Raw genomic sequence first — 16,965 nt, forward strand, 5'->3', positions numbered from 1 at the left:
GATCTTGCCGATGGTGATCTGGCCCTCGGCCCGCGCCAACGCCGGTCCGAGGCAGAAATGCCGGCCGAGCGAGAAGGACAGGTTGGGCAGGGTCGGCCGGGTGACGTCGAACCGCTCCGGGTCCGGGTCCGGCCAGCGCTCGGCGTCCCGGTTGGCGGCCGCGATCACCAGCACCACCGGGCAGCCGGCCGGGATGACCGCGTCCCGGACCTTCAAGTCGGTCAGCGCCATCCGCTGGGTGAGCTGGGTCGGCGGATCCCATCGCAGGCTCTCGTCGATCGCCGGTGCGATCAACGACGGGTCGCGGCGCAGCAGCTCCAGCTGGTCCGGATGCCGCAGCAGCGCGTGGATCCCGTTGCAGATCAGGTGCACGGTGGTCTCCGTGCCGGCGCCGACCAGAAGCACCGTGGTCGACATCAGCTCGTCCTGGCTGAGCCGGCCACCTTCCTCCTCCACCTGGATCAGCTCGGAGATCAAGTCGTCGCAGGGCTGGCGGCGGCGCTCGTTGATCAGTGCGGTCAGGTAGTCCTTGCCTTCGCGCATGGTCTTTTCCTGCTGGGCGATCGCGTCCGGCGGCGCGTCCAGGCGCATGTCCATCGACGCGGACATGTCCTTGGACCAGGCCAGAAACTTGGCCTGGTCGGCGCGCGGTACGCCGATCATGTCGCTCATGACCCGGAAAACCAGCGGATAGGCGATGTCCCAGACCAACTCCATCCGCCCGTTCGGCATCACCTCGTCGAGCAGCTCGTCGGCCACCTCGGCGATCCGTGGCCGCATCCGCTCGACCACCTTGGGGGTGAAGGCCTTGGACACCAGCTTGCGCAGCCGGGTGTGGTCCGGCGGGTCCAGGAACAGGAAAGACGGCCGGCCGGTGATGGTCTGCGGCAGCCTTAATACGCCATTTTCCACCAGCCGCTGGTAAACCGGCGACTTGGTGGAGTCGCTGCCGGCGTCCGGATGGCGCAGGATCGCCTCGGTCGTCGTACCTCGTGACGTACCAAACGTCGACGCCAGGCACCCGGCCGGTCGGCGCTTCGGTGCGCAGGCGCTCAAAAAACGGGTACGGGTCGGCCCGATAGACGGGGTCGAACGGGTTGAAGGCCAGTGGCTCGGTCTCGGTGCTCACGGTTGTCCTTCCGGCGCGACCAGCAGCGACTTGATCTCCACGAACGGTTCCAGGCCGAACTTTCCGCCGGCCCGGCCGTAACCCGACTGGCGATAGCCGCCAAAGGGTGCCAGCGGGTCGAAAACTCCTCCATTGATCTCCACCTGGCCGACCCGGAACCGGCGGGCCAACCCGAGCGCGCGATCGGTGTCCGCGGTCCAGACACTCGCGGCGAGTCCGTACGACGTGTCCATCGCGATCGCGATACCTTCTTCTTCGCTGTCGTACGGCAAAATGGCGAGGACCGGCCCGAAAATCTCCTCGCGGGCAATGGTCATCTCCGGGCGTACGTCCGAAAACACCGTCGGGGCAACGAAATGTCCACGGTCCAGCCCCGCCGGTCGATCCGGCCCGCCGACCACCAACCGGGCACCTTCGTAGAGTCCACTGTGGACATAGCGAAGGACGCGATCGCGCTGGCCGGCCGAGGCCAGTGGGCCAAGTTTGCTGGCCGGGTCGAACGGGTCGCCGACCGGACAGTCGGCGATCGTCGTACGCGCCAACTCCTCCACCTCGGTTAGTCGCTCACGTGGCACCACCAGCCGGCTGAGCGCGCTACACACCTGGCCGGAGTTGAGGAATGCCTTGAAAATCCCGTCCGGCACAGCCTTTTCGAAGTCGGCGTCGGGGAACAGCAGGTTGGCGGATTTTCCGCCGAGCTCGAGGCTGACCCGCTTGACTCCGCCGGCGGCGAGTTCGGCGACCCGCCGGCCCCCCCGTCCGAACCGGTGAAGGACACCATGTCCAGGTCGGGGTGGCAGATGATCGCCTCGCCGGCCTCGCCGCGGCCGGACACCAGGTTGAAGACGCCCCGGCGGCAGCCCGCATTCGTCGATCACCTCAGCCAGGGCGAAGGCGGCCAGCGGTACGAGGTCACTGGGCTTGACGACCACCGTGCAGCCGACCGCGAGCGCGGCTGCCGCTTTGCTGGCGATCTCGGCCAGCGGGAAGTTCCACGGCGTGATCGCCCCGACCACGCCCACCGGCTCCCGCCAGACGATCGACTGCGCGAGTCGCTCTTGGAAGGGAAACTCGCGGGCCATCCGTGCGGTGATCGCGAAAGTCTCCGCTGGCATCGCGACCTGGGTGAGGGCGCACAGGTCGTGCGGCATGCCGAGGTCATGGGTGATCAGCTCGGTCAGCGCCGGCATCCGGGCGTACAAAGCCGCGCTGATTCGCTCCAGCGCGGCCAACCGTTCCTCGAGCGGGGTCGCCATCCAGTCTGGGAAAGCTGCGCTGGCGGCCCGTACGGCCCGGTCCGCGTCGGCCTTGCCGGCCATCGGGATCCGGCCAATCTGCAGCTCGGTGGTGGGGCTGTGCACGGCCACCGAGCTGCCGATGCCCGGCTCGACGGGCGGCACCCACTCGCCGCCAATGTAGAGGCGGTCGTAGTCGGTGCCTACCGCGGCCGTGCTGGTCATGCCCGGGCTACCGGAAGGTTCCGCAGCCCACGCAAGGTGGCGCTGGGGCGTACGACCGGTTCGCCATCCAGCCGCAACAACGCGTTGCGGCTGGTCAAGACCGACAGCACCACCCGCGCCTCCAGCCGACCGACCATCGAGCCCAGGCACGAGTGGCTGCCGCGGCCAAAGCCCAGATGCGGGTTCGGATCGCGGTCCAGGTGCAGCACGTCCGGGTCGGGGAAGGCAAGCGGGTCCCGGTCACCGGCGCCGATCATCGCGATGACGATCTGGCCGCGCTCGATCGGCGTGCCGCCGAGCGTGGTGTCCTGCGTACAGGCCCGGCTGAGGGCGTGGACGGGACCGCCGAAGCGGACCAGTTCCTCGACCGCCGGATCGATCGGGGCGCCGTGTGCAGCAGTGCCGCCATCGCCGCCGGCTGCCGGATCAGCGCGGCCACCGCGTTGCCGAGGAACCGGCTGGGCACCTCGAAGCCGGCGTGGAAGAACGCCCGGATCGAGTTCACCAGAACGGCCTTCTCCACCCCGCCTTCTTGCTGGTGCTCGGCCAGATATTCGATCGCACCGCCCGGTGGCGGGTCGTCCAGCCATGACTCGACCAGCGCATTGAAATGCTGCCGGGCGCGCAGGCCCGGCCCTTCCAGTTCGGCGTCGACGCCGCTGTCCATGCTGGCGTCCAGCTCACGGTTGAGCCGGTGGAAAGTCTCGTCTTCGGTCGGCGGGGTCACGCCCAGCACCGCGGTGATCGCGGCCATCGTGAACCAGTCGCTGAAGTCGGCGACGAAGTCGAAGGAACCACGATCCAGCAGCCCGCCGAGCCGCTCGGTGGCGATCCCGGACAGCGCCGCCGCCTCGATGGCCGGCAGGTCGAGCGTACGCATGGTGGCCACCCCAGGTGCCGCAGCGGAGTGTGGTCCGGCGGGTCCAGGGTCTGCAGGCTGAGCAGGGTCGGCGGAGTCGCAATGCCGATCCGCCGAAAGTCGGTGCCGAACCGGTCCGAGTCGCGGAGCACCTCCTGGCATTCGGCGTGCCCGGTCAGCACCCAGGAGTTCAGCTGGTCGTGCCAGTAGACGCGAGCGTGGTCACGCATCCGTACGTAGGCCGGGTAGGGGTCGGCGAGGACTGCTTCGGACAGCGGGTCGAACAGCGGATCACTCAGGACCCGCTCCTGCCGCGCCGGCCATTGCACCGCGGTGTCAGTCATGATCGCTTCCTTCTGATGAGAGGTCTGGGGCCGTGGCCCGGTGCTGTCACCGGGCCACGGCTATGCGTCGGATCAGTGCAGGTAGCGCATGGCTCCCACCTCCTCCGCTCGGCCGACGGGCGTTGCCCACTCGTCCGCGGGTAGCTCTCCGGATGACGAGCGGTCGGCGCGGCCGAACCTCCGGAGCGGCCCGGCCCCGCCTGCAAGCTCGGGCCCGGCCAAAACATAAGTTCGCGGGCGGGTCCGGCGGATCTGCTACGAGCGGACATTCGACCCGGTGCGTCTTGCCGGGCACCGGAAGGTGTACGGAATCCGGACGACCGACGCCCTCTGTGCGGCCTTTGCGAGGTTCACAACAAGCCGTGATCGCGCATCTTGCCGGCGTGTACGTCGATGCCTTCGGCGATCGCCCTGGGTGCGCCGCCGGCCCAGAGGGCCACTTGTACGTCCTGGACGACCAGCATCCCGTCCTGCAGCAGGTCCTCGAAGTCGTCCTCGGCGAGCAGCGCGGCCAGCCGGTCCAGTTGGCCGGTCAACATCAGCGTGTCCCGGTTCGGACCGGTCTTGGACACGTAGAGCTGGGAGTCCTCGATCCTTCCCTCCCCCCGCAGCTGCTCCACGTACCCGAGCGCCTGCTTGAGGACTCGCAACATGCCGGCCTCCCGGCCGGGGATGGCGGCGCCCCACGACACCACCACAGCACCAGTTTTTTATCGACGCCACTGGAATTCCTCTCGCGTCAGGCAGAACGCGGGCGGGCTCGCCCGTGCAGATGGGGGCGGATCAGCGGCGGCAGCTCGTCGATCCGCTCCGAGGTCAGGTCTGTCGTGTCGAAGCCGGCCCGGTCGAAGGCCGCGAGGGTGCGCCGGTTCGGCCGACACCCGCCGCCGAAGAAGGACCACGGCCCCGCCATCCGGTCCTGCCAGCGGCCCAACGACTCCCCGTCGCCGGCGCGTACGTGTTCCAGTACGAGCAGCTCACCGGTCGGCTTCAGGACGCGGCGGGCCTCGGCCAGCACCGCGACCGGGTCGCTGACCGTACACAGCACCAAGGTGCACAGGACCGTGTCAAAGGACGCGTCGTCGAACGGCAGGTGCTCACCGCTGGCGTTGACCAGCTGCACCGGCATCGACAAATCGGCGGCCCGGCGCGCACAGATCTTGCGCATCGAGGGGTCCGGCTCGACACCGACCACCTCCTTGACCGCGACCGGCAGATGCAGCAGGTCATAGCCGGGACCGAGGCCGATTGCGAGCAGCCGCCCGCTGGCCGGTTCCAGGATCTGCTGGCGCAGTTTCCCGTAGCCGGAGCGTTCGACGAACGCGGTCACGAAGTCGTACCAACGGGAGAAGATCGGGTGCCGGCTTCTGCTCATCGCGGTCTCCTTTACTGAGCCAGGGCGTGGTCGGCCGGTGCTTCTTCTGGGGTGAGTTCGGCCGACAGCGCGCCGTAACGCCTGCTCAGCCGTACGACCGGGTCATAGAGCGCGGGCGCCACCCGGCCGTCGGACCAGACCGACCGGTGGACGTGGATGTGCACCACCCGGCCGACCACCACGTGCCCGTTGCCGGCCGGCGCGTGCCACACCAGCACGCATTCCAGCTGCGCCTTCGCCTCCGCGACCCGGGGCGGCCGTACGCGTTGCGACGGCTCGGCGGTGACGCCGCAGAGGTCAAACTCGCTGCTGTCGTCCGGTGGCGATTCGGCCGTCTTGTCCAGCGCCCCCAGCTGGCCGCGGCCGGCGAGGTTAACCACGAATTCACCATTGTCTCTGACGTTTCGCAGAGTGTCTTTTGCGCCAATCGAAGAAAACATCACGTGCGGCGGATCGTCCGCGACCAGGTTGAAATACGAATAGGGAGCGAGGTTCAGCCGGCCGTCCGCGCCGATCGTGGACACCCAGGCGACCGGCCGCGGCACCACCAGCGAGCCGATCAGTGTGTACGTGTGCTGGCTGGCCCATTCCTCGGGGTCCAGCTCCAGATCCGCGCCGAGCTCCGGCGGCGGCTCGGGATGGGACGAAAACATCGCGCTCCTCCTAATCGGCGTAACTCAGCAGTGGGTCGCCGTAACGGACCAGCGGCCGGTAGCGAGCGGCCCGCTGGTGCCGCATCTGCCGCAGCGTCGCTACCGCGTTCTCGCTGCCGCGCTCCTGCTGGACGAGCGAGCGATCGGCGCGTACCAGCGCGTCAGCGACACAGACGTGCCGCTCGATGTCGAGCAGGTCCGCGTCGAGCAGTTCCTCCCGAGCGGTGGCGAGCGCGGGCGAGCGCGCGTGAAGCTCGTCGTACGGCTGGTCCAGGACGTCCAGCAGGGCACCCAGGCCACGCCGGTACGCGCGGTGTTCTGGCTGCATGCGGCCGGTCAGCTCGGTCGGCGCGGCCGGCGGTGACATGGTGGGGCGTACGACATCGCGGTAGTAGTCGCGGGACAACGCGGCCGAATGCGCCATCGCCGCGGTGAGCGCGCGGACGTACTCGGCGGCGACTCTTAACGACTCGGCCGCGGCTTGCCAACGCCGTTCGCCGAGTGCGCCAATGGCCAGCCGGATGTGGTCCGCGGCCCGTACGTTGAAGAGGAAGTAGAGATGGTGGGTGACGATCCACCGCTCCAGGCCGTCGCCGTCCGGACGATAGTCGACCAGCGGCCCGTTCTCGTGCTTTCCTTTTGCGCCGGCCGAAGTCAGCGCCAACCGCATCCCGGTTGCCTCGGCCGCGATGTCGTTTCCGTCCACTGTCGCGAATCCGAGGTCGACGAGTGCTCGGTAGACGATGGCGGTCGCGTGTACGGCCGCATCTCGTGCTGACACTTTTCCTCTTCGTACGCCGAAATACTCGTGGACGTGGAAGTCCGCGGGCATCCGCTCGCCGTTGTCCACTGGCCCGGCGCAGGTCTGCGCGACGAGCAGCCGGCGGCACTCGCGTACCGCGATCGGCAAGGCCGCGTCCAGGCCGATCCGCCGGTCCGGCTCGGCGGCCAGCCGGCTGAGCCGGTCGAGCGCCACGGCCACCGTCGCGGCACCCGAGATCGGTTCCAGCACCTCGGTCGTCGCCGGCAGAACCACCAACGGAACCCTCGGCGCCGCTCGTACGCTGCTGCCCACCGCCATCACCTCATGCCGCAGGCTATGTCCTCCCCGAGCCAAAAATGGGGCCCCTTGACCGGCAGCACCGGCCGGGTGCGGTTGCCGATCAACGGCAGAGCGCCGGCAGCCACGCGGCCGTCGCCTGGAGGTCGTCGACCGCTTGGTGGGCGCCGGTCACACCTGACCACCGTCCACTGTGGACGGTGAAGGTGTGGCCGGCGAAGATCAGCTCGAGGTCGTGGAAACCCAGCCAGTCGCCAGTCGCCGGATAGACGGCCTTGAAGACGCTTTCCTTGGCGCTGAACACCAGCCGCAGTCGCTGCGACGGGCTGTCTCCGGCGAGGCACCAGGCCTGCTCGGACGGGACGCACACGGTTTCCAGCATCGACTCCAGTGGCGGTCTTCGGCATTCGACGTCGATGCCGAGGCCCGCGTACGCCCGGCCACCTGCGACCGCGGCCGCGACGTACGCGTCCGAATGGGTGATGCTGCCGACCACGCCAGCCGGCCAGAGCGGCTCGCGGCGAGGACCCGACCCGATCACCGACAGGTCCATCCCGAGTGCCGCCAGCGCCCGGTGCGCACACCGGCGGCCGCCGCGAATTCCCGTTGTCGCCGCGAAACCGCGCCGCATACCAGGGCCCGCTCGTCGGTCGCGATCGGCACGTCCGCGCGCCGATCGCGCCTTCGACAACCACCACGCCGACGGGTACGACGCTGCCAACCAGCATCCGGTCAGGCGCGCCGGATGACGGTCAGGCCGTCTCGTACGGTCAACAGCGTGCAGCGCAGCCGCGGGTCAGCGGCAACCGCGGCGTTGAACGACCGCAAGGCGTGCGTGTCCGGGTCGGCACTGTCGGCGTTGAGGACATCGCCGTTCCACAGCGTGTTGTCCGCCAGCATCAAACCGTTGGGTGACAGTTTTTCCAGTACGGCCTCCAAATAGTCGGGGTATCCGGTTTTGTTCGCGTCTATGAATGCCAGGTCGAAAGGTCCGTCGAGGCTCCGTACGGTATCCAGCGCCGGGCCTTCCTCGACGGTGATCCGGTCCGCGAAGCCGTTCTCCGCGATGCGCTTTCGCGCGAAGGTCGCGTGTTCGGGATTCAGCTCGCAGGTGACGATCCGCCCGCCGGGCGGCAGCGCCGGCGCCATCGACAGCGCCGAATATCCGCTGAAAGTCCCGATTTCCAGCACCAGCCGGGGTCGCATCGCGAACACCAGCAGCTCCAGGAAACGGCCCTGCACCGGACCGGACATCATTTGCGGGTCCACCAGCGCCTCGTGTGCCTGCGCCGCCAACTCGACCAGGTGGGGCGCATCCGGGGTGGTGTGCGCGGCGACGTAATCCTCAATTCCCGGCAGGGTTACCGGCTTCATGACTCGCTCCTGGAGGTCGGGGACCCGAGCAGTCGGGCCGCTTCGTCGTCGGTCATCCGTTCCAACCGGCGGATCTGCTCCTGCTCGGCCAGTCCGGCCAGCGCCGCCACGGTGAATCTCTCGAACGCCCGCTCCGGGTCGAGCGTGACGCCCAGTGCCCGGTTGATCTCGACCAGATCTGGTTGCCGAACACCGAATCCCCGCCGAGCTCGAAGAAGTTGTTGTCGTTCGCGCCGACCGGCTCGATGCCCAGCGACTTCTGCCAGATGGCGGCGATCCGCCGGGCCACCCCATCGGCCGGCGGCTGGTACGGCGTGGTCAGCTCCGGCCGGGCGCCGGAACCCACTCCGATGCTTTTCAGCGACCGTACGCTTTCGTCGGCCACCTCGGTGAAAAACGCCGTTCCCAGCGAGGCCGGATAAAACTGCAGCAAATCGCGGATATCAAAGGGAAGCACCACTGCGTGAACCGCTGGGCCGGTCGCCAGCCGCTCGAATTCGTCCAAGCCCTGGCGCGGTGAGATCGAGCTGATCCCAGCGCCGCCGGCCATCCCCTCCCCCAGCTCTGAGGCCGCCCACGGCCCCCAGCCAATGCTGACCGCCGGGAGTCCCTCGCTCTGCCGGAAAGCCGCCAGCGAGTCGAGATACGCGTTCGCCGCCGCATAGTTCGCCTGGCCGGGTGAGCCCAGCACGCTGGCAGCACTGGAAAACGCGACCCAGAAGTCGAGCGGATCATCCCTGGTGAGCTGGTGGAGATGCCAACCGCCGGCCATTTTCGGCGCCAGCACTCGGCTTAACGAGTCACCGGTCAGTTCCAGCAGGGCACCATCTTCGAGCACGCCAGCCGCGTGCACCACACCTCTGATGGAACCTTTCACCCGCAGCTCAGCAAGAACTCCCGCGAGCGCCGGTTCGTCTGCCACATCGGCTTGTAGTGCGACAACCCTTTCGCCACCGGCCCGCAAGACTGGCGCTGCCGTGTCTTTCAGCGGACCGCGCGAGATGAGCGCGACCGTACCGGCGCCACGTTCGAGCAGCCGACCGGCCACTGCCAGACCGAGCGCGCCACTCCCGCCGGTGACGACGTACACACCGTCGCCGTCGAGGTTCAGCCGTCCCGATGCCCTCTCGGCGAGACCGAGCCTTCGGACATATCGCTGGCCGGCTCGGTACGCGACTTCGGTGTCAATGCTGGCAATCACCGCCGGGTCGCTGGTCCGTCCGGCGCCGCCGGTACGAGCTCACCCAGCAAATCGGCCGCCGCGTCCTTGGCGCAGGCCGCCGGGTCGAGATCCACGCAACGAATGGGAAGTGTCGGGTTCTCCATCGGGGATGTCTTGCACAGACCCCACATCGGCGCTGCCGTCGGAACTGTTGTCGGCATGCCGGCCACCGGGTGGCAACCGCGAGTGGCCACCACGATCGTCGGAGTGTTCGCATACGAGGCAACCTGGATCAGCTGAGCCATGCTATGGAGATCCACGTCGTCGTCGAGGCCAGCGAGATGGACTACTCCCGTGTACGTGCCGTTGTCGAATTCGCCGATCACCACGTCGGTGCCACGAGCGGTCAGTTGCTCGGCAAGGGCCGCGCCGACGCCACCTTGATCGGGCACGATCAGCCACCGGCCGGCACCCGCTGTGGTGCGGTCGGCGCGAGCCGCCGGTAACCATCGCAAGTCATAGCGCCAAAGTCCGTCATCCTGTGCGGCAGCTCGGCCGGTCCGCCGGACCCGCAGGCCGTTGATCTGTACGCACGGCTTGCCGTCCGCGTCAGCCAACACGATGTCCGCGGTCAGCTCGTCGCCATCCACCGCACGTACCCGGGCATGCGCCAGGATCGCGTCAGCCGCGTCCGCCCAGCGGGTCACGTCGGCCGCGGAAACTGGCACCGCAGGCCCGTGACCAGCGGATCCGGACCAGCCCGCCGGACTGACCGCGGCGATCAGCTGGATGGCGGCGTCCATCGCGCGCACGCCCGGAAGCTGCTCGGACCCGACCTGAATTTCCGCGAGCGCTTCACCGTCGCCGCCGTACACCGCTGCGAGGCCTCGAAAAGCCGGACCGTACTGCAAACCCTGCTCGGCCAGTGCGGCGTAGACAGCGCCGGCCGGCATCTCCTTCGGGCAACGCGCGCGTACGGCCGCGAGGTCCAGCAGCGGCGCGGGGCCGGCCGCGATCGCTCGTGCGGTAGCGAAACGCGCCCACGGTTGGTCGGTCTACGAGCGTCGATCGTCACCTCGTACGCGTCATCTCGCGGCTGAAGACTGGTCTGCACTCGCCACCGCGAGCGGTCCAACGTCAGCGGTTTGAGCAGCTGGACTTCTCGCAACGAGTCCCGGCCAACGTGGGCCGCCGCATCCAGCGCCAGCTCCAGATATCCCGCCGCTGGCAACAGAACCGTGCCGCCAACCAGGTGATCCGCCAGCACCGAATCGAAAGACAGCGCGGACTCCCAGACTTTCTGTTCGCCGGACGCAAGATCCACGGGTGCGCCGAGCAGGGGCAGACCGCTGGGGAGCGTACGCTCGGGTCGCTCGATCCAGTGTCTTTCGTGCTGCCACGGATAAGGCGGCAACGACACTGGTGGGCTGGCCGGTCCCAGCCGGTCCCAGCGGACAGTCGCTCCCAGCTCGTACGCGCCGGCCAGCAGCTGCCGGAAGCTGTCCGAGTCGTCGCGGTCGCGGTCGATCGCGTGCAGCACTTCGAAACCATTCGACGCGCGATCTGGCGGAGGGCTGATCGTAGGACCGGATGGCCACCCAGTTCGACAGTCGCGTCGATGCCGGACAGTCCCGCAACTGCGGCCGCGACCGCGTCGGAGAACCGTACGCGCTCCAGGATTCCCCGCGACCAGTACGAAACGGTCAGCTCACCAGCGGTTACCGGAGCGGCCGTGAGGGCGGACCAGAACGGTACAGCCGGCTCGGCCGACGGCTCCAACTCGACGTGTCCGAGCGCTTCGGCGGCACCCGCCATTCGCGGGCTGTGGAAGGCGTAGTCGACCTTGACCCAACGCGCCAGCACACCGTCGGCGGACAGCCGCGTACGCACCCGGCCGAGTGTCTTGGGATCACCGGACAGCACGCAGGTCCCCGGTGAGTTCACTGCTGCCACCGAGACGTCTGTCAGCTTTTCGGCCTCTTCAGCGGAAATTTCGACGGCCAACATGGCGCCGGCACCGCCAGGAGCGGCCATCGCGAGACCTCTGCGGGCCGCCAGCCGATACCCGCACCCAGCGGCAGGGCGCCACTGATCACCGCCGCTGAGATCTCTCCGACGCTGTGTCCGACGACGGCGGCCGGCATGACGCCGTATCCCCGCAAAAGCTCGGCCAGCGCGACCTGAACGGCCACCGTGACCGGCTGCGCCACCGAGGTGTCCGCGAGATCGCGTGGGTCGTCGCCACCCAGGACGGCCTCGATGGACCAGTCCATCTCCTCGTCGCAACGCCTGATAACAGAACGAAAAAAAAGCGGCTCGACAGCAAGCAGCCCGCGGGCCATTCCGGCATATTGCGAACCCTGACCGGAGCAGACGTAAAGCAGCCGCGGCTGGCCCGCGGTGGCCGCCGTCGTACGCGGCACCAGCGGCACCGCGGCCGCCAGTCGTTCGGCGGTCGGTGTCGGGACGGCCAGCCGGTACGGGCGATGGTGCGTACGACGACCCGCCGCCGTCCGTCCGCGAGATCGCGGTGACATCGCTGGATGTTTCCAACAAATCGACAAAGCGTTGCCTGAGGATCTGCAAGCCTTCGCGCGTACGCGCAGACAACGGCAGCACTGTCCGGCCAGCTTCGGTCTTCAAACCAACCGGCGGGCTGGCCAGCACGGCATGCGCATTCGTACCGCTGAAGCCAAAGCTGCTCACTCCAGCAAGCCGGGCCCCAGGAATTTCGACCGCGTTGGTCGCGACCCGCAGCCGGGCCGCGGCAAAGTCGATATGCGGATTTGGCTCCAGTACGTGCAAGCTCGCCGGCACCCGACCGTGGTGCAATGACAGGCAGACCTTGATCAGCCCGGCCATTCCAGCGGCGGCCTCCAGGTGCCCGATGTTCGTCTTCACCGACCCGATCAGGCATGGGTTCGTACGAGCGCCACCCACCACAGCGCCCAAAGCGGCGGCCTCGATCGGGTCGCCCAACAATGTGCCTGTTCCGTGGCATTCGACGTAATCGACGGTATCCGGAGCAACCCCGCCATCCGCGTACGCGGCGGCCAGCACGGCCCGCTGCGCGGCCGGGTTGGGCGCGGTCAGGCCGTTGCTGGCGCCATCGGAGTTGACCGCGCTTCCCCGTACGAGAGCATAAATCCGATCGCCATTCGCGACCGCCGCCGACAGCGGCCGAAGGACCACCACACCGCAGCCTTCACCACGACCGTAGCCATCAGCACGCGAGTCGAAAGCCTTGCATCGACCGTCTGGTGCCAACATTGCGGCCCGCTGCAGACTGAGGGTCAATTCCGGGTCAAGCAACGCGTTTACACCTGCCACCAGAGCCGTCCCGCAGTCGCCCGCGCGCAGCGCTCGTACGGCCAGATGCAGGGCCACCAGCGAGGACGAGCAGGCGGTGTCGACTCCCAAAACAGGGCCGTGTAGATCAAAAAGATAGGCGATCCGGCCGGCCGCCACCGACCGCGCGCCGCCGGTCGCGGTGTGCCGGTTGATGCCGGCCGGGGTCCGCGAGCTGCCGGTTCAGATACTCGGTTTCCGAGATTCCAGGAAAACTCCGGTATCCGAGCCGCGCAACCGCTCCGGCGGGCTGCCGGCGTCCTCCAACGCCTCCCAGCAGACCTCCAGCAGAAGACGCTGCTGCGGATCCATCCGGTCCGCTTCTGCCGCGGTGAAGCGGAAAAACTGGGCATCAAAGCCGGCCAGGTCCGCGAGCGTACCGGCCGGGGGCAGCCCTGGAGTGCCAGCGCAACGGTCCGGCGGCAGTGGCGACACCGCGTCGACACCGCCGTCCAGCAGCCGCCAGAACGCCTCCGCGTCCGGGGCGCCAGGCATCCGGCAGGCCAGCCCGACGACCGCGATTGGCTCCGATTCTGGGCGTGCCCTCGTACCCGCGACCGCTGGAATCGCGGTGGTCAAAGCGATCGCCAGCTGGGCGATGGTCGGATGGTGGTATCCCACTGTCGGGTCGATGCGCCGGCCGAGCCGCTGTTCCAGCTCACCGGCCAATGCGGTCAGCCGCGCCGAGTCCAGCCCGAGCGCGTTGAACGGTTGGTCGACCGGCACCTCGGAGGCCGCCGCGCCGGTCAACTCGGCGACGCGGTTTGTCAGCCACCGCACCAGATCCGCGGTGTCGCTCATGGCACCTCTCCCTCAGCTGACCACCGCGAACTGGCTCGGATCGCGGTCTTCGAAGAGCACGTCGAGTTGGCCGCTGGTCAGCAGCTGCCGACAGGCCTGCCGCCGCACCTTGCCACTGGTCGTCTTCGGGACTGCCCGCGCCGGCACCAAAAAACACCGCCGCGAGAGCCACTTGCTGATCGGCAAGCACCGCTTGTCGTACGACCGCGGCCACCTCAGCGAAATCGTCGCCAGCCGAAGTTTCGGCCACCAAGGCGATTCTCACGTCGTCCAGATGGAAGGCCGCGCAGCCACCTGGCCGGATCAGCCGATGAGCGGCCTGGGCCGCGTCCTCGACCTCGTGTGGTTGGACGTTCCGGCCGCGCACGATCAGCAAGTCCTTGATCCGCCCGGAAAGATACAGAAGTCCATTGTGGACAAAGCCGAGATCGCCGGTACGCAGGAACGGCGTCGGGTCGTCGCCGAGGCGGGCGCCGAGCGACGGATCGGCCGCACCGCCCCAATATCCGCGGACCACACTCGGACCTGCCACCCACACCTCACCGACGGTGTCCGGCGGGAGCGCCACCCGATCGGCCGGATCCACGATCTCCAGCCGTACGCCCGGCGGCACCCGCCCGCAGGTCGCGAGCCGGGTCACCGGTTCACCCGGCACCGGCTCGCGGACCTGGTCGTGCTCGATGCCGTCCCGGTCCACCGCGACCGATTTCGGATCGGTGTTCGTGCAGCCGCTGACGATCAGCGTGCCCTCGGCCAGCCCATAGCAGCCGATCACATTTTCCGGCCGGAGGCCAAAAGGCGCGAACCGCTCTCCGAAACGTTCCACGGTGGCCGGCCGGACCGGCTCGGCACCGTTGAAAGCGACCTGCCAGCAGGACAGATCCAACCCGGCGGCCTGTTCGTCGGCTTTACTTTACTGACCGCCAGGTCGTACGCGAAATTGGGCGCTCCACTGATAAACCCGTGGTGCGTGGAAACCGCGGACAGCCACCGCACCGGGCGTTGCAGGAAATGCAGCGGGCTCATCAGGTACGCCGTGCCGCCGCTGCTGGCGGCGAGCAGCAGGCCGGCGATCAGCCCCATGTCGTGATACAGCGGCAGCCAGCTCACCGAGGTGCTGCCGGGCGGCACCGCCAGCGCGTGTCCGAGAGCGTCCAGGTTCGCGGCCAGATTTCCGTGACCCACCACCGCGCCCCGCGGAATGCGAGTCGATCCGGACGTGTACTGCAAGAACGCGATGGTTTCCGGACGTACGCCCGGATCCCGCCAGCCGGCCGGGTCGCCGCCAGGGCGGTCCACACGAATGGCCGCCACGCCGGCCGGCAATTCCACCGGAAGGTCGCCGGACAACAGCAGTGCCTCCGCACCGGCGTCCCCGACGATCCGCAGCAGCCGCTCCATCCCAACATCAGGCCGTGGCGGCGCCGGTGCGGCTACCGGCACGGCGATCACGCCCGCATACAGGCAGCCGAAAAAAACGCTGCCGCGAAGTCCGGATGAGGCTCGGCCTGCAGGATCGCTCGAGAGCCGGCAGCCAGCCGCCCTTGGAGTTGGTCAGCGATCGTACGCGCCCGCACGTCGAGTTCGCCGTACGTGAGCGTGGCGGTCAGATTCTCACCGTCGCCCAGAAACCCGCACGCCACTCGTTCCGGGACCCGCTCGACCTGCTGACGGAAGCGGTTGAGATACGCGGAATCACCGACCATTGCTGCCACCACCGCCGACGTGCAGCCGCCAGAGCGCCGAAGCGTCCACCGAGCGGTTGATGCCCACCTGTTGGTCGGTGGCGCCGTCTTTTTTCCACTGCTGCGGATAGGAAGTGACCGGCGTCAGGTCAGGTTCGTCGATCGCCGGCCGGCGCGCCAACGCGGCCTCGATGTGCGGTGCCAGGTCACGCTCTTTCTGGGCCTGTCGCTCGACATGCCGTTCGTTGAACTCGCCGAGCACCTTCTTTCCCAACAGCCGCAACGAATCGCAAATATGCTCGTGCTGGTAGCCGGCGGCCTGCTGGAGCAGGATCACCTGGTCGACACCGGCTTCCTCCAGGCCCTTGAAGTGCTCGATCGCCTGCTCGGGCGTGCCGACCGCACCGACGCCGGCCATCGGCTCCGGCTCGATTTTCTGGAACTCCTCCCACAGGTTCGTACGCCCCGGGACATGTTCGCCGTGCCGGTAGTAATGTGCCAGCGCCCACTTGAAAAACTGCTGACCGAGCAGCCCACGATCGAGCGCGACCTGCTCGTCCTCGTTGATCATCACACCGGAGAGCATCGCGATGTTCGGGTTCACCGCCTGCCCGATCGGCCGACACTCGCGGGCGAAGGTCTCGTAATACTCGTTGACCCAGTATTTGGCTTCTCCCGCGTCCATGAAGGAAAAAGTCAGAGCACCCATGCCGAGGCGGGCAGCCAACTTGAGGGTGTCACGGTTCGTACAAGCCACCCAGAGCGGCGGATGTGGAGACTGCACTGGCTTGGGCACGATATTTCGCGACGGCATCGAAAAGTGCTTACCGGCATAACCCGGATACGGCTCTGTGCACATCATTTTGGCCGCTTCCCGTACGCACTCGGCCCACATGCTGCGCTTTTCGATGTAGTTGACGCCAAAACCCTCCAGCTCGATGCGGGAGGTGGACTCGCCGGTCCCCCACTCCACCCGGCCGCCACTGACCAGATCCAGCATCGCGATCCGCTCGGCCACTCGGGCCGGGTGGTTGTACGCCGGTGGCATCAGCGTGATGCCATGTCCGATCCGCATCTTGCTGGTGTGTTGGCTCAGCGCCGACAGGAACACCTCGGGTGCGGTGGAATGCGAGTACTCCTCCAGAAAGTGGTGCTCCTGCGCCCAGGCGTACGCGATCCCCCCGCCTCCTCACCGAGCTCGACCCATTCCAGCGCGTTCTGGACCAGTCGGTGCTCGTCGCCGTCGGCCCACGGTCGGGGCAACTGAAGCTCGAAGAACATGCCGAACTGCATCGGTGCCTCCTGCTCAGATCCGCGCCGCGCCGTCGCCGGCACGCAACAGATGGGTGGTGAGCATGTCGACCGTCTCCTCGGACATCTCCGCGACCAGCCGGCGGATCCGGCCGTCCTCGTCGGTCAGGTGCAGCGACCGGTCCACCTCGGCCTGGACAAGCGCGGCCAGGTGACTCACTGTCGGGTTCACGAAAAGGTCCTGGACGGACAGGTCGACGCCGAACCGGACGCTCAATGCCGCCACCAGTTGCGCGGCGGTGAGCGAATGCCCGCCCAGGTCGAAAAAAGTCGTCGTAGAGGCCGACCCGCCGCACCCCAAGCGAGTCGGCGGCGAACCCGGCGACCTCCTTCTCCAGGTCGCTGCCCGGTGCCACGTAAGGTGCCGAGCCGGAGCGGTCGCGACCGGGCTCGGGCAGCGCCTG

At 68.0% G+C, this 16,965-nt stretch carries 18 protein-coding genes and 4 pseudogenes; all 22 read right to left on the bottom strand.

Translation table 11 applies throughout. The features are described 5' to 3' along the window. Positions 1 to 912, bottom strand: a pseudogene (locus GNX96_RS64560) (cytochrome P450); the annotation flags it as partial. 213 nt (positions 913 to 1,125) lie between these two features. Further along, positions 1,126 to 2,589, bottom strand: coding sequence for an aldehyde dehydrogenase family protein (locus tag GNX96_RS22900; RefSeq protein ID WP_279581209.1), 1,464 nt, complete (start codon positions 2,587 to 2,589; stop codon positions 1,126 to 1,128). Further along, positions 2,586 to 3,179 carry a cytochrome P450 gene (locus tag GNX96_RS22905; protein ID WP_163569638.1) on the bottom strand — a complete coding sequence of 198 codons (594 nt, stop codon included), beginning with the start codon at positions 3,177 to 3,179 and terminating at the stop codon, positions 2,586 to 2,588. The genes GNX96_RS22900 and GNX96_RS22905 overlap by 4 nt, the downstream gene beginning before the upstream one ends. Before the next feature lie 133 nt (positions 3,180 to 3,312). Then, entirely contained in the window at positions 3,313 to 3,792 is a 480-nt protein-coding gene (locus GNX96_RS22910) for a hypothetical protein (protein WP_163569639.1), read from the bottom strand. A gap of 350 nt (positions 3,793 to 4,142) precedes the next feature. Continuing rightward, on the bottom strand, positions 4,143 to 4,487 hold the full coding sequence (locus tag GNX96_RS22915) for a hypothetical protein (RefSeq protein WP_163569640.1): 345 nt from the start codon (positions 4,485 to 4,487) through the stop codon (positions 4,143 to 4,145). A 44-nt stretch (positions 4,488 to 4,531) separates the two neighbouring features. After that, entirely contained in the window at positions 4,532 to 5,167 is a 636-nt protein-coding gene (locus GNX96_RS22920; protein WP_163569641.1) for a class I SAM-dependent methyltransferase, read from the bottom strand. An 11-nt stretch (positions 5,168 to 5,178) separates the two neighbouring features. After that, a complete protein-coding gene (locus GNX96_RS22925) occupies positions 5,179 to 5,820 on the bottom strand; it encodes a flavin reductase family protein (RefSeq protein ID WP_163569642.1) in 642 nt (213 codons plus the stop codon). A gap of 10 nt (positions 5,821 to 5,830) precedes the next feature. Continuing rightward, positions 5,831 to 6,901 carry a hypothetical protein gene (locus tag GNX96_RS22930; RefSeq protein ID WP_163569643.1) on the bottom strand — a complete coding sequence of 357 codons (1,071 nt, stop codon included), beginning with the start codon at positions 6,899 to 6,901 and terminating at the stop codon, positions 5,831 to 5,833. A gap of 82 nt (positions 6,902 to 6,983) precedes the next feature. Further along, entirely contained in the window at positions 6,984 to 7,511 is a 528-nt protein-coding gene (locus GNX96_RS22935; protein WP_163569644.1) for a 4'-phosphopantetheinyl transferase family protein, read from the bottom strand. Between the two features lie 101 nt (positions 7,512 to 7,612). Next, a complete protein-coding gene (locus tag GNX96_RS22940; RefSeq protein WP_163569645.1) occupies positions 7,613 to 8,254 on the bottom strand; it encodes an O-methyltransferase in 642 nt (213 codons plus the stop codon). A gap of 52 nt (positions 8,255 to 8,306) precedes the next feature. Beyond that, positions 8,307 to 9,455, bottom strand: a complete 1,149-nt coding sequence (locus GNX96_RS22945; RefSeq protein WP_163569646.1) for an SDR family NAD(P)-dependent oxidoreductase — start codon at positions 9,453 to 9,455, stop codon at positions 8,307 to 8,309. Next, positions 9,452 to 10,432, bottom strand: a complete 981-nt coding sequence (locus tag GNX96_RS22950; RefSeq protein ID WP_163569684.1) for a polyketide synthase dehydratase domain-containing protein — start codon at positions 10,430 to 10,432, stop codon at positions 9,452 to 9,454. The genes GNX96_RS22945 and GNX96_RS22950 overlap by 4 nt, the downstream gene beginning before the upstream one ends. Positions 10,433 to 10,536: 104 nt before the next feature. After that, positions 10,537 to 10,956 (bottom strand): annotated as a pseudogene (locus GNX96_RS64565) (hypothetical protein); the annotation flags it as partial. A gap of 26 nt (positions 10,957 to 10,982) precedes the next feature. Continuing rightward, positions 10,983 to 11,474 (bottom strand): annotated as a pseudogene (locus GNX96_RS64570) (acyltransferase domain-containing protein); the annotation flags it as partial. After that, a complete protein-coding gene (locus tag GNX96_RS64575; protein WP_163569648.1) occupies positions 11,381 to 11,953 on the bottom strand; it encodes an acyltransferase domain-containing protein in 573 nt (190 codons plus the stop codon). The gene GNX96_RS64575 and the pseudogene GNX96_RS64570, both read right to left, overlap by 94 nt. A 1-nt stretch (position 11,954) precedes the next feature. Then, positions 11,955 to 13,490, bottom strand: a pseudogene (locus tag GNX96_RS64580) (beta-ketoacyl synthase N-terminal-like domain-containing protein); the annotation flags it as partial. After that, positions 13,423 to 14,451 carry an AMP-binding protein gene (locus tag GNX96_RS22985; protein ID WP_163569650.1) on the bottom strand — a complete coding sequence of 343 codons (1,029 nt, stop codon included), beginning with the start codon at positions 14,449 to 14,451 and terminating at the stop codon, positions 13,423 to 13,425. The gene GNX96_RS22985 and the pseudogene GNX96_RS64580, both read right to left, overlap by 68 nt. Next, the gene (locus GNX96_RS22990; RefSeq protein WP_163569651.1) at positions 14,337 to 15,017 is read right to left on the bottom strand and encodes an AMP-binding protein; all 681 of its coding nucleotides are present in this window, start codon (positions 15,015 to 15,017) and stop codon (positions 14,337 to 14,339) included. Before GNX96_RS22990 ends, GNX96_RS22985 begins: the two co-directional genes overlap by 115 nt. Then, positions 15,014 to 15,271 (bottom strand): fatty acyl-AMP ligase, encoded by a 258-nt coding sequence (locus GNX96_RS22995; protein WP_163569652.1) that lies wholly within the window; start codon positions 15,269 to 15,271, stop codon positions 15,014 to 15,016. The genes GNX96_RS22990 and GNX96_RS22995 overlap by 4 nt, the downstream gene beginning before the upstream one ends. Then, complete coding sequence (locus GNX96_RS23000; RefSeq protein WP_313885757.1) at positions 15,261 to 16,427, bottom strand: LLM class flavin-dependent oxidoreductase; 1,167 nt, start codon at positions 16,425 to 16,427, stop codon at positions 15,261 to 15,263. The genes GNX96_RS22995 and GNX96_RS23000 overlap by 11 nt, the downstream gene beginning before the upstream one ends. Continuing rightward, the gene (locus tag GNX96_RS54370) at positions 16,343 to 16,543 is read right to left on the bottom strand and encodes a hypothetical protein (protein WP_279581210.1); all 201 of its coding nucleotides are present in this window, start codon (positions 16,541 to 16,543) and stop codon (positions 16,343 to 16,345) included. The genes GNX96_RS23000 and GNX96_RS54370 overlap by 85 nt, the downstream gene beginning before the upstream one ends. Before the next feature lie 13 nt (positions 16,544 to 16,556). Beyond that, entirely contained in the window at positions 16,557 to 16,862 is a 306-nt protein-coding gene (locus GNX96_RS23005) for a phosphopantetheine-binding protein (protein WP_163569653.1), read from the bottom strand. Positions 16,863 to 16,965: the final 103 nt, after the last annotated feature.

The sequence above is a fragment of the Fodinicola feengrottensis genome (genome assembly GCF_010993775.1).
Taxonomy (GTDB): Bacteria; Actinomycetota; Actinomycetes; order Mycobacteriales; family HKI-0501; genus Fodinicola; species Fodinicola feengrottensis.

What these genes read in the sequence shown, in the direction of transcription:
- GNX96_RS22900 (WP_279581209.1), bottom strand. Translation starts at nt 2,589, where the DNA reads ATGACCAGCACGGCCGCGGTAGGCACCGACTACGACCGCCTCTACATT.
- GNX96_RS22905 (WP_163569638.1), bottom strand. Translation starts at nt 3,179, where the DNA reads ATGGCTGGACGACCCGCCACCGGGCGGTGCGATCGAATATCTGGCCGA.
- GNX96_RS22910 (WP_163569639.1), bottom strand. Translation starts at nt 3,792, where the DNA reads ATGACTGACACCGCGGTGCAATGGCCGGCGCGGCAGGAGCGGGTCCTG.
- GNX96_RS22920 (WP_163569641.1), bottom strand. Translation starts at nt 5,167, where the DNA reads ATGAGCAGAAGCCGGCACCCGATCTTCTCCCGTTGGTACGACTTCGTG.
- GNX96_RS22925 (WP_163569642.1), bottom strand. Translation starts at nt 5,820, where the DNA reads ATGTTTTCGTCCCATCCCGAGCCGCCGCCGGAGCTCGGCGCGGATCTG.
- GNX96_RS22930 (WP_163569643.1), bottom strand. Translation starts at nt 6,901, where the DNA reads ATGGCGGTGGGCAGCAGCGTACGAGCGGCGCCGAGGGTTCCGTTGGTG.
- GNX96_RS22935 (WP_163569644.1), bottom strand. Translation starts at nt 7,511, where the DNA reads ATGCGGCGCGGTTTCGCGGCGACAACGGGAATTCGCGGCGGCCGCCGG.
- GNX96_RS22940 (WP_163569645.1), bottom strand. Translation starts at nt 8,254, where the DNA reads ATGAAGCCGGTAACCCTGCCGGGAATTGAGGATTACGTCGCCGCGCAC.
- GNX96_RS64575 (WP_163569648.1), bottom strand. Translation starts at nt 11,953, where the DNA reads ATGTCACCGCGATCTCGCGGACGGACGGCGGCGGGTCGTCGTACGCAC.
- GNX96_RS22995 (WP_163569652.1), bottom strand. Translation starts at nt 15,271, where the DNA reads ATGGTCGGTGATTCCGCGTATCTCAACCGCTTCCGTCAGCAGGTCGAG.
- GNX96_RS54370 (WP_279581210.1), bottom strand. Translation starts at nt 16,543, where the DNA reads ATGCAGTTCGGCATGTTCTTCGAGCTTCAGTTGCCCCGACCGTGGGCC.